The sequence below is a fragment of the Glaciecola sp. 33A genome (assembly GCF_002836745.1).
Lineage (GTDB): Bacteria > Pseudomonadota > Gammaproteobacteria > Enterobacterales > Alteromonadaceae > Glaciecola.
This window is the reverse complement of sequence record NZ_PJAR01000024.1, coordinates 88,922-101,062: the sequence shown is the minus strand read 5'-3', so window position 1 is coordinate 101,062 and position 12,141 is coordinate 88,922. Positions and strand designations below refer to the sequence as shown.

The following is a 12,141-nucleotide window of genomic DNA, read 5'->3' as shown; positions in this document are numbered from 1 at the left end:
ATCATTAAACAAACAGTTTAGGGTAAAAGAACGCACTTAGGGTCAATAATGTCGCGCTCACATAGATACTTTCTCGCGTCTCTAGTCCATTGGTTAGTTGGCCAATGGCACCACCTTTTTGCTTAATATTGACGGTATTGAACATATTGTCCATTGCTGGGCCAAGCTCTTCGCCCATTTTAAGCTTTTGATATATTTGATTAGGCAACGGCAGTGATGCCGTTCTGCCAGTCTGCAGCTTTTTTGAATTAGCAATACAGACCACAGCAAAGGTACTAGGGATATCATCTAAAATATCCACACCACCTTCATAACTCACGTAATAATCTGCCTCATGGCTTTGTTGGCAATACTTCACTCGATTGACAGCGCCATCCCGAGTTTCTTGAGTACTCATTGGTTGATCACTGACTAAGGAAGGCGCATCGACCGCAATGACTTCAATTTCATCATTAGCATACGCCATACAAAAACTCTTTCGGGCCGCTTCAATTTTAACCGGATTTTTAGACGCAATGATAATTTTCACAATACTTTATTACTTCCTAAATTTGCAATACTCGATAAATGACTGTTGCTGTGGCTTAAATAATATCGTCCAACAAACGCAAATAGTCGTTCGTCGTAACATGCCCATGTAACTTGTTTTCTGGCATTTTGCTATCAGGATTGGTGATCCCAAGAGTGTAGGCAATACCGTACTCTTTTGCTGCATCTAGTATCACTTGGCTGTCGTCTACAAATAAGGTTTTTGCTGGATCAAAATTTAGGTGGACTTGGAGTTGCTGCCATAACAATTGGGACTCTTTAGTCACACCAAACTGATGCGTCGAAATAAGCTCATCGATATGCTCATCCAATTGTGTCTTTTCTACTTTTAACGACAAACTTCCGGGGTGCGCATTCGTGACCAACACCACTTTCTTCTTGTTTGCTCTTAATGCATCTAAAAACGGCAGTGTATCGGGACGAAGACGAATTAAATGGGCTATTTCATGCTTCGCCTCAACGATATCTAAGTCCAATTGCTCGGCCCAATAGTCGAGGCAGTACCACTGTATTTGACCTTGTACTTTGGCACAGGAATCGCGCATTTCTTGCCTGCATTGTTGTAAACTTTTACCGTGTTTAAGAGCTAACTTTTGCGGAATATGTTCAAGCCAAAACTGGTTATCAAAATGCAAATCGAGCAATGTGCCGTCCATATCTAATAAAACAGTTTGTATGTTATGCCAAGGTAAGAGTGCCAAGCGAATTTCCTTGTGATAATGTAGCATTATAGGGTATTAATGTGAGCATAGTTTATCGTGAATTCGGAGTGAGTAAAATAGACAATAAAAAAGAGTTACCTACAATTCATAAGACCGAAATAGTTGCTAAATCTAAGTTTTTCAAAGTAGAAAAGCTCGACCTTGAATTTAGTAACGGCGCAACACGCGAGTTTGAGAGAATGGTCGGCGGTGGGCGCGGGGCAGTTATGATTGTGCCATTAAAAGATGCTGATACCATGCTGCTCATTCGAGAGTATGCCTGCGGTACGCATTCCTATCAACTTGGTTTTCCTAAGGGCCTAATTGACCCAGGCGAAACCCCAGAACAAGCAGCTAATCGAGAGTTACAAGAAGAAGTCGGATACAAGGCCAGCAAATTACATGCCTTGCACACAGTGCACATGGCGCCGACATTTTTTGATGCGAAGATGCATATTCTGGTTGCTGAAAACCTAACACCGCAATCATTAGAAGGCGATGAACCTGAGCCTCTAGAGGTTATCGAATGGCCGGTATCAAAAGCTGATGAATTGCTCGCAAGAGACGACTTTGTCGAAGCCAGATGCATAGCCGCATTGCTGTTATTACAAAAGTGGATGAAGGAAAATAGTTAAGTGCACCATTCCATTGCAGAATTACTAGAAATTGCTAAAGAGGCGGCCTATATTGCGGGCCAAGAAGTGCTGAATATTTATGACAAAGGCATCTTTGAAGAATATGAAAAAGAAGACCAGTCGCCTGTAACGAGTGCCGATTACCGCGCTAACGACATCATTATGACAATGCTGAAAGAACAAACGCCAGATATTCCGGTGATGTCCGAGGAAACGCCTCAACTGCCTTTAGCCGAACGCGTAAAATGGACTCGGTATTGGCTTATTGACCCCATTGACGGTACGCAAGAGTTTATCGCTCGTTCAGGTGATTTTGCAGTAAATATTGCGCTTATCGAACATAACAAGCCGGTGATTGGGGTAATCTATTGGCCTGCCGGTGAAACTTTGTATTTTGCAAGCAGAGACCACGGTGCTTATAAACGCTGCAATATCGAAACTAAAAAGATTAACGTTAGGGAGTTTAAGGTGCCCAGCGAAGACGTGATCATGATCGCTATTAGTCGCCGACAATCGCGCGAAAAAGTGTTTGAAAGAATGTCGCAAAAACGCGTCTATCAGACTCTACCTGCTGGTAGTTGTTCTTTAAAAGCCTGCTTTATTGCCGAGGGTAAAGCAGATGTTTTCATGCGCCTAGGTGTGACTGGTGAGTGGGATACAGGCGCATCTCAATGCATTATCAACGAGGCGGGCGGAAGAATTGTCGCCGCTACATTTGATGAACTCAGTTACAACCTGCGTGACTCAGTCGAAAATCCAGACTTTGTCGTCCTTGGCGACCAGCGCGTTAACTGGAAAGGCATTATTTGTTATAAATAAATGGCTTAACAGTAATTAGCCAAGTAAGCGGGTCAACAAACAACATTAGCCATCGGTGGTAGCAACGGATCGTCGCTACCATTTAGAATTCACTAAACTGCTTCCTCAATTGCACTCGTTTATACAATAAATAGATTACGGGCAAAATTAGCAAGGTTAGCAACAATACACTGACCATTCCGCCGACCATTGGTGCTGCAATTCTACTCATCACCTCTGAGCCGGTTCCAACACCATAAAGTATCGGCATTAAGCCTATTATAATCGTTGCTGACGTCATCATCACCGGTCGCACTCGCATTGCGGCGCCATGCAATATGGCGCTAAACAAGCTGTCTTTGCTGGGTTGTATACCTCGATCACTGCACTCTTCAAGCATGCTATTGAAAGACTGATTTAAATAGACCAACATAATAACGCCTATTTCAACGGCCACGCCCGCCAAAGCAATAAAGCCGACACCAACAGCGACCGAGAAATTAAAGCCTTCCAAATATATCAACCAAATACTGCCAATCATTGCTAAAGGCAGCGTGCCCATGATCATGGCAACTTCAGCGATGTTTTTGAAATTTAAATACAATAAAATAATGATGATCATTAAGGTCAGTGGCAACACATATGATAATTTTTCTTGCGCTCTAAGCATGTACTCATATTGTCCTGACCACGCTATTGAATATCCCGCAGGTAAATCAAGTTGCTCGTTCACAGCGATTTGGGCTGCGGCTACGTAACTGCCTAAATCAATATCATCAATGTCGATAAAAACCCAACCGTTGGGTCGTGCATTTTCACTTTTAATACCCGGCGGACCGTCTTCAATAAATACATTGGCAACATCAGCAAGCGCAATGCGTTTTCCTTGCGGCGTAACAATCGGCAGCAGGCCCAGCGCTTCAGGAGAAGCACGATAAGATTGTGGATAACGGATATTTACGGGGTATCTTTCTAATCCCTCTACACTTTGAGTCACATTCATGCCGCCTACAGCGCTGGCTACGACTGATTGTACGTCGGCAATATTTAAACCATAGCGTGCGGCTTTTTCACGTTGAATGTCAACCTTGATATAACGCCCACCGGCAACGCGCTCTGAATAGACTGATGCCGTGCCTTCAACCTCACTTAGTATTTTTTCAAGTTGTTGGCCAATTTTTTGAATTTCATTCAGATCTCGTCCACCTATTTTAATACCAACAGGAGTCTTAATACCTGTCGCCAACATATCGATACGAGTTTTAATCGGCATTACCCAAGCGTTAGTTAGGCCAGGAATAGTTAGTAAATTATTAAATTCATCGATCAGCGACTCAGTGGTTAATCCTTCACGCCACTGATCTTTAGGCTTTAATTGAATAAAACTCTCAATCATCGTTAATGGTGCTGGATCGGTTGCTGTTTCTGCGCGTCCTACCTTGCCAAAGACTGTCTCCACCTCTGGAACAGTGTAAATAAGCTTATTCGTTTGTTGTAGAATTTGTCTCGCTTTACCAACAGATATGCCTGCATAAGTGGTCGGCATATACATTAAGTCGCCTTCATCGAGAGGCGGAATGAACTCGCTACCAATTTTACTAATAGGCCAAAAACCCACAAGCAGCAAAAGTAGGGCTGCGAACAACGTAGCTTTAGGGTTACTCATCACTGTTTTGAGTGCGGGTAAATAGATCCATGATAAAAACCGATTAATTGGATTTTTATGCTCAGGAAGTATCTTGCCACGAATAAAATAGCCCATTAATACCGGCACTAGAGTAATGGCGAGTACCGCAGCCGCAGCCATGGCATAAGTTTTAGTATAAGCGAGGGGAGCAAACATCCGTCCTTCCTGAGCTTCGAGCGTAAACACAGGCAAAAAGCTAACCGTGATGATTAACAAACTAGAAAACAATGCAGGCCCGACTTCAGTGGCTGAATTAATGACTATTTGCCATCTATTTTCATTTGTAAGGGGCGTCTTTTCAATGTGCTTGTGCATATTTTCTATCATTACAATAGCACCATCAATCATCGCACCTATTGCTATAGCAATACCACCTAAGGACATAATGTTGGCATTAATACCTTGAAAATACATAATGATAAAGGCAATAAAAATACCGACTGGCAAACTAATGATGGCAACCATCGATGAGCGAACATGAAATAAAAACGCCATACATACCAGCGCTACAACAATGAATTCCTCAATCAGCTTGCTACTTAAGTTATCCACCGCGCGTTCAATTAATGCGGAGCGATCATACACCGGAATTATTTCAACCCCTGCAGGTAAGCCCTTCTTCAATTCGTCGAGTTTTATCTTCACAGCATTAATGGTTTGCTGTGCGTTTTCGCCAAAGCGCATCACTACAATGCCACCAACGGCTTCACCTTCACCATTCAGTTCAGTAACGCCACGACGCATTTGTGGACCAACACCCACGTTGGCAACATCCTTAATTAACAAAGTAGCACCTTTGCCGTTGGTGCTAGCACCTAGTGGAATATTTTCAATGTCCTGTTGGTTTTGAATATAACCGGTTACTCGCACCATGTATTCCGCTTCGGCCAATTCAATTACTGAAGCGCCTATCTCTTGGTTACCGCGTTGAATTGCCACCTGCACATGCGACAGCGGAATGCCATACGCACGCAATTTTTCAGGATCAACTGTCACCTGATATTGTTTAACCATGCCACCAGCAGAGGCGACTTCAGAGACACCAGGCACGGTTTGTAACTCGTATTTTAGAAACCAGTCCTGCAAGCTTCGCAGCTCACTGATGTCGAGCTGTCCAGTGGTATCGGTCAACGCGTAAATATACACCCAACCCACGCCTGTTGCGTCTGGCCCTAATTGAGGTTTGGCGTTGTCCGGCAAACTCGGCGTGACCTGTGACAGGTATTCGAGAACACGGCTTCTTGCCCAATATAAATCGGTATCATCATCAAAAATGACATACACAAATGAATCACCAAAGAACGAAAAACCTCTCACCGTTTTCGCACCCGGCACCGACAGCATGGCCGTAGTTAGTGGGTAAGTGACTTGATCCTCTACAACTTGTGGCGCCTGACCCGGATAGCTAGTTTTAATAATGACTTGCACGTCAGACAAATCGGGAATGGCGTCAACCGGTGTGTTTTTAAGCGTAACTAAACCGCCACCGACGATAATAAAAGTGCACAATAGTACGAAGAATCGGTTATCTACCGACCATCTAATAATAGCCGCAATCATGGTTTAACACCGACTACTTGGAACATGCCAGATACCGGCTTTTTGAGTGCCACGTGCATCGTCTTACCCACTTCTAACTTAGTCATGTCGACCTGCTCAGCGACTACAAAAATCATGCTCATACCAGGCATTCCCCACGCATCGATGTCTCCATGCGTTAGTCGTACCATCCTGTCCTCTAGCATGGCATCATCAACGGTAGCCTGAACCCATACAGCGTTGCTCTTGTCGTCCACAACTTGGCTGTGCATATCACCTATATCGTGCCCATGGTCATGCGCTGCCTCACTGTCCATTTGATCAGACAGATCCGCTTCGCCACCAATACGGATAAAATCAGAGCTAATACTGCTTTCAGAATCCAATAAAAATTGAGCTGACGTTACGACTAAATCATCGTCCATTAAGCCGGACAAAATTTCAGTGTAACTGCCTGTTGGTAAAGTTTCGTGCATGATTGTGTTAGGCTCTAATGCAGGTAACCTTGCATTAACCTCAACAGTATTTCCTATTAACACCTCAACCGACTTGAATTTACCATCGCCTAAAGCTAGTACAACTCTATTTTGCGAACCGGTGCGAATGACTGCTTCTGAAGGTACGATGATGTTGGGTTGCCCAGCAGCATCGCCATTCATAGGAGGCAAACCGGTGAAAATACTTACTTGAGCGAACATATTTGGCTTTAAGAAATAGTCCTCATTGCTAAATCGCAACCTAACTCGCAGAGTGCGGGTACTCGCATCCAAAGTAGGATAGATGTAATCCACTTTTCCATGCCATGCTTTGCCGGGTAGATATTCCATTGTCATCAGCACTGGCAACCCTAGCTTCACTAAGTTCGACTGACGCTCAAAAATTTCTGCATCAACCCAAACTTCATCCAAGGCACCAATGGACATGAGCGTCATACCAGGCTTGACGTAAAAACCTTCCCGAATATTGAGGTTGTCGATAAAGCCAGTTTGTGGGGCGGTAAATACAACCGTTTGCTGTACTGTTTCAGACGCAATTAGTTTTTCAATCGCGGTCTCAGGCATTTGTAATGCTTTTAGACGGGATTTTGCAGCTGCTATTAAGTTGTTGTTAGCGCGTTTTACTGCCAGCAAAAACTCATCCTGTGCATTCACTAATTCAGGTGAATATAGCGCATATAATGGCTCACCTTTTTTTACGTATTCACCAGCAGCTTTGACATTCAGTACTTCTATCCAACCCTCAACCCGAGGGTGAACGTGCACCAGTGTGTCCTCGTTATACTGCACGTAACCCAATGTTTGTATAGTCAAATTGAGAAATTTGCGTTGTACTTTAGCGGTTCTTACGCCCAAATTATTCACCACATTTGGGTTGATTTGAATGGTCCCCGGACTGTCTTGCTCATCGCTACTAGTGTTATTCGCATATACCGGCACCAAATCCATGCCCATGGGCGATAGGCCGGGCTTGTCTCGTTGGAAATTTGGATCCATCGGCGCCACCCAATACATGGGTTCGTTGGCTGTGTTTTGAAGGCTGTCTGAAGACATGCTGTTAGGCTCCAGCACAAACGTAGAAATAGCCACGGTTAAAGCGACACCAACCGCCAAACCTATTCCAAGTAATGTAAAGGTAGATAGTGACTGACCTTGAGTGTCATGTGTTTTGTGCATGCTTATTCTCCTACCTTAACGGCTGTTGCAAAAAAATAATTCAGTTCAACTTGTGCCTTTAGTAGATCAACTTGAATATTAAGGACATCAATTCGCACGTTTAAATCATCAATGTGAGCTCTGACGACATCAGAGAAATCGCCGTCGTCATTGGTATATGCCGTCAGGGAGGCTTCTGCTTGCTCTCTTATTTGCACTAAAATACTATCGTCAAATATCAGTTGGCGTTTACGCAGTCGTTGGTACCGAGACCAGGTTGATTGTAATTGTGAAAGTAGTCCTCTGAGTGCAAGTAGTTTGTCAGTTTTAATAGCTTCAGCTTCTCTCACTGCCGCTGACACTTTTTTATCTTGTGAACTTTGTGTCAACAAAGGCAAATCAAATGACACCCCAATCGAAAATAAATCAGCCCGACTTCGACCAAAGTGGTCGTCAGCCCTATAGGCATAGCTTGCATTTACACCCCATTGCGACTTATAAGATTGTTTGGCCAATTCGACAGCGGTTTCACCGGCATCAATACGTTGTTCAATGGCGAGAACAGCTGGGTGAGCGCTTAGCAATTGCGCAAGGCTTCGCTTGTCGTTGGCCGCTAATAGAGTTTGCGCAGACGGCGCTAATCCAGCAATCATGGGCAATCGAGTGGACACGCGTTGATATTGCGTGAAGTCAGCCGAAGATAACTGCCAATCATGACCATTGCTCAACCATTCAAGCAGCTGCCCGCCCGCTTGTTCTTTTTGCGACATCAATGTATTTAACCTGTCATCAAGGCGCGTAAGTTCTAGCTGTACACGCACAATATCTTGTTGACGCACTTTACCCACTGCAGATGAGTAGCTGACCTGTATTATTTCGGCTAATTGCTGAAATAACGCTCTGTCGTTTTCTATTAAAGCCACTATTTGCTGGGCTCTATAAACCTCTAGCCAAAGTGACGACACCATCACCTTGGTTTTAGCTATTCGGTCTTGTCGTAATAACGGATGTTGTAGGGCAAGTTCTTGCAGTTGCTTGCGCTGAATCTCAAGACTGTTACCGCGCGGAAATTGCTGCATCACACCCGCTTTCAATTGCGTCATGGGTTCTTGGTCAAATACGAAACCGTCGGTAGGCAAGTTAGCTAAACCGATAGAAACGATAGGATTAGGTAATGCATCAACAGCTTCACTGGTATCCATCATGGCCTTTTGACGTAACTTACTGCGGGTCAGCCAAGGGTCATTTGCAATCGCTACGGATACCGCTTGTGTCAAACTCAGTGGAAGCTGATTGTCGTGATGTTTATTGCCGCTTTGGTTCGCGCTGACACTCAAGCTCAGCATAGCGCTATTTAATAATATTACGCTACACGAGCCTGCTAGCAGCGCACGTAAATGACCTACTTTAAAAAATTTCATGTTTGACTCTTTTTGGCCTATGGCTAACTTTTGGCTTATACCTGATGATGGTTAATGCATAGATACTGTTGATTTAGTTATATCAATGGCATACCTGACGCGTCTTTCGGCAACAACTTAGCGCATGACTTCGAGGAATTGAAAATCGACACTAAAACCTATCAAGAGTGAAATGGAACCAACGTATCCATGATTTAATACCGTATTGGATCAATACTGTATTAATGTCTAAACAGGTAGTTTCAACACCTCAATAAAAGGCGAGATAAGGTCTTTAAAATCGCCGGACAGATCTAGGCTGCGAAAGATATAGGCGATTTTGGAGGGCGTTTCTGACTTGGGATAAAGGCATGGACTAAACGACGTTCAGTATCAATTTTTTGCTCGTCGGTTAAATGCGAAATGACTTGAATATTAAGCTCAATAAGCACGGCAAGTGAAAGCATGCCCGCGGGACAATCGCAATCTTGCTGGCAACATTCATGCCCGTTCATTTCTTTTTTTGCTGATGTCTGACCGAACATGTCATCATTCATGGCCATTACGTGGTTCTTTTCAGCGTTAATGACGCCGACAACAGCATGCTCACCGCTATGCACCATATTTTCACTCATCATTTTACGATCGTGACTGAAACAAGCCATCGAAGAGACAGCAAAAGCCTCCCCTGCCTGAGCGACGAGCAAGAAAATGATCATTGTGAAACTGATGAAGCGATTAAACACGTTGTTCAAACTACCCTAATATTAGTATGAACGCATTTTACTATTTAGTGTTGGTGCGCTCATTTATGTAACTGCTATGGCAATAGACCACAAAACGTAGACACGAGTATAGTATTAATTTTAGCAATAGTAAAAACAACGGATTTCACCGAGGCAAAAATCTACAACAAATATGTATTTGCTAATGAGTGAGTATAGTTCAGCGACGTTTACCGCTCAGGTTGATCCCACTCTGAGCAAATTGCAAGCCGGAGAGTTAAAGCAAACGATCATCAGCACAACTGCATTTAATCTTGATGAAGGCGTCGCTGCCTTGCAACAAGTAGCAATGTTGAAAAGCATTTCTAAATCAGTGCCCTTGAGTTTTAACGCCACTTTTAGTCAATAAATGAGTCAGTCAGTTCTCCTAAGTAGGGCTCAAAGTGAGTCCACTGCTCAAGCCCTGATTTAAAGATGGGCTGGCGAACTTGCTGAGCACTTGGCGTTTTTACTGCCCGTTTATTTTTGTGGAAGTCGAGACAAGCTTGTTCAAATGGGAGGCCACAAAAATCGAGCAGGCGTCTTATTTGTGTTTCAGTATCGTTCACTACATCTTCATGTTGAACTTGTAAAATTTGATTAGGAAAGACGTGTTGCCAGTGGTCCATTAGTTTGACGTAATTTTTGTAATATTGCGCAAGGTCACTTAACGAATAGCTAAATTCTTGGCCTTCGCCAAACAATTGCTTAAACCCACTAAAACAGCACGCCATGGGCTCACGCCGCGCATCAATGATTTTTGCGTTCGGTAAAATAAGTTTGATTAAACCTATGTGCATATAATTATTTGGCATTTTGTCAATAAAGTACGCACCACCTTGTCTATATACTTGGGTGTCCTGAATGAATTTTTGGCCTAGTTGAGCGAAATAAGATTCAGGGATGCTGTTTATATTGTGTGGATAAACCGGTTTATTGCCTTGCTTTTTACTTAAGTTACTGGCTAAGCCCAAAATTTCGTGCAACTCCATCGTCCCATCTATTTCAGAGTGGGATGCCAGTATTTGTTCAAGGAGTGTAGAACCTGCCCTCGGCATTCCTACAATAAATAGGGGGGCCGGATCCGGATGGCCTATTTTCGCAAATTTTGTAACTAGTTCAGGCGTGAATGCACTAATTTGTGATTTTACAAATTGCGCATGATTATCACTTGAGTAAGTTAATGTTGTACTCTGTAATTTATTACCCAAGTCATAGTGTGAAAAAGAGTGCTTATATTGCTTCTCATCTTCATAAGCTTTACCTAAAGCAAAATGTAAATGCACTTTGTCTTTTAAGCTAACATCCTCACTTGTGGTTCCAGCCAGCATATGTTGTATTTCTTCAGCCTTAAACTGGTACGTTTTTGTGTTGGCTAAACTCCAATATGCGTCACCGCAGTGACGCTCGAGCTTATAAGCTTGCTGATAAGCTATTACCGACTGCTCAATGTTGCCCTGGGTTTTATATGCATGACCAAGTAACAGATACACATTCGATTCTGCTTTGTTGTCTTCAACTATCTGTAGATATATATCAATGGCTTTTTGAATATCCCCCACGCCCACTAATGCCGTCGCTTTCGCTACCTGATAGAATATATTATTGGGGTCTTGTTGAACTAGAATGTCTCCCAAAGAGAGTGCTTTAGCAAATTTGCCTAATTTGCTAAAAATTTTAAATAATTGATAGTTAGCCTCTAAATTATTTGGGGCTAACTGTGTGCAAGTTTCCAATATAAATTCGGCCTCAGATATCGCTTTTGAAGACACTGCGATTTCTGCCAACAACATCAAGCCATCGAGAGAATGTTTATTTTCTTGCAGATAGCGACGGCATAACGCATCAGCCTCGACTATGTTACCTTCATACAATAGGTCTGTTGCGGCTAGCAAGGACTTGGGTAATCCACTCAAATGGGTAATTTGGTTTGTACATAACACCAGCGCTTCTTTTTGATCCGCTTGTTGATAAATCGGCAACAGGGCCTGCCATGCAGATAATAATGCTGGGTTTAGCTTAGTCGCCTTATAAAAATGAATACTAGCTAACTTGCCTTTTTGCAAAGTACGGTAGTTATAACCTAATTCTTGGTGCGCCCTAGCGTGTTCAGTGTTGATTTGGAGTAACTGCTGAGCCGCTTCGATAGCCGACTCATGTTGACCTTGAAGTCGTCTACATACAGCCAATAAATACCAGCACTGTGTTTGTGCTTCAACATCAATCTTGCGCTTCAATAATGCAATAGCGCTTTGTTCAGCATCGGCGAATTTACTTTGTTGAAGCGATTGCTGAATGCGTTTGAGTTCATTCTTAGGAGATAGTGTTTGTGCTGACATAGTGACCTAAATAGTTGCCTAAAATTATTTCATTTGTATGCGTAATTTAACACAAAAAAGCCCCTTTAAAAGGGGCT

The 12,141-nt window shown here is 43.1% G+C and carries 10 protein-coding genes; 3 read left to right on the top strand and 7 right to left on the bottom strand.

The window, feature by feature from the left end; translation table 11 throughout:
- Positions 1 to 4 precede the first annotated feature (4 nt).
- Positions 5 to 529: an inosine/xanthosine triphosphatase gene (gene yjjX / locus CXF81_RS00855; RefSeq protein WP_101179270.1), complete on the bottom strand. Its 525-nt coding sequence runs from the start codon at positions 527 to 529 to the stop codon at positions 5 to 7.
- Between the two features lie 55 nt (positions 530 to 584).
- Positions 585 to 1,250 carry a GMP/IMP nucleotidase gene (gene yrfG / locus CXF81_RS00850; RefSeq protein WP_101179268.1) on the bottom strand — a complete coding sequence of 222 codons (666 nt, stop codon included), beginning with the start codon at positions 1,248 to 1,250 and terminating at the stop codon, positions 585 to 587.
- Positions 1,251 to 1,318: 68 nt separating this feature from the next.
- Here yrfG and nudE point away from each other — a divergent pair, with 68 nt between their 5' ends.
- Positions 1,319 to 1,885, top strand: a complete 567-nt coding sequence (nudE, locus tag CXF81_RS00845; protein ID WP_101179850.1) for an ADP compounds hydrolase NudE — start codon at positions 1,319 to 1,321, stop codon at positions 1,883 to 1,885.
- Positions 1,886 to 2,704 (top strand): 3'(2'),5'-bisphosphate nucleotidase CysQ, encoded by an 819-nt coding sequence (gene cysQ, locus CXF81_RS00840; protein WP_101179266.1) that lies wholly within the window; start codon positions 1,886 to 1,888, stop codon positions 2,702 to 2,704.
- Positions 2,705 to 2,786: 82 nt separating this feature from the next.
- Here cysQ and CXF81_RS00835 read toward each other — a convergent pair whose 3' ends face one another.
- The 4 genes from CXF81_RS00835 to CXF81_RS00820 all read right to left on the bottom strand — a co-directional run bounded on the left by CXF81_RS00835 (position 2,787) and on the right by CXF81_RS00820 (position 9,680).
- Entirely contained in the window at positions 2,787 to 5,930 is a 3,144-nt protein-coding gene (locus CXF81_RS00835) for an efflux RND transporter permease subunit (RefSeq protein ID WP_101179264.1), read from the bottom strand.
- The gene (locus tag CXF81_RS00830; RefSeq protein WP_101179262.1) at positions 5,927 to 7,582 is read right to left on the bottom strand and encodes an efflux RND transporter periplasmic adaptor subunit; all 1,656 of its coding nucleotides are present in this window, start codon (positions 7,580 to 7,582) and stop codon (positions 5,927 to 5,929) included. The genes CXF81_RS00835 and CXF81_RS00830 overlap by 4 nt, the downstream gene beginning before the upstream one ends.
- A gap of 2 nt (positions 7,583 to 7,584) precedes the next feature.
- Positions 7,585 to 8,982: a TolC family protein gene (locus CXF81_RS00825; protein WP_101179260.1), complete on the bottom strand. Its 1,398-nt coding sequence runs from the start codon at positions 8,980 to 8,982 to the stop codon at positions 7,585 to 7,587.
- Positions 8,983 to 9,275: 293 nt separating this feature from the next.
- Positions 9,276 to 9,680 carry a hypothetical protein gene (locus tag CXF81_RS00820; protein WP_232771722.1) on the bottom strand — a complete coding sequence of 135 codons (405 nt, stop codon included), beginning with the start codon at positions 9,678 to 9,680 and terminating at the stop codon, positions 9,276 to 9,278.
- A gap of 211 nt (positions 9,681 to 9,891) precedes the next feature.
- Between CXF81_RS00820 and CXF81_RS00815 the strand changes: the two genes are divergently transcribed.
- Entirely contained in the window at positions 9,892 to 10,095 is a 204-nt protein-coding gene (locus CXF81_RS00815; protein ID WP_157825458.1) for a hypothetical protein, read from the top strand.
- Here CXF81_RS00815 and CXF81_RS00810 read toward each other — a convergent pair.
- Positions 10,085 to 12,064 carry a tetratricopeptide repeat-containing sulfotransferase family protein gene (locus CXF81_RS00810; RefSeq protein WP_101179254.1) on the bottom strand — a complete coding sequence of 660 codons (1,980 nt, stop codon included), beginning with the start codon at positions 12,062 to 12,064 and terminating at the stop codon, positions 10,085 to 10,087. The genes CXF81_RS00815 and CXF81_RS00810 overlap by 11 nt on opposite strands.
- Positions 12,065 to 12,141: the final 77 nt, after the last annotated feature.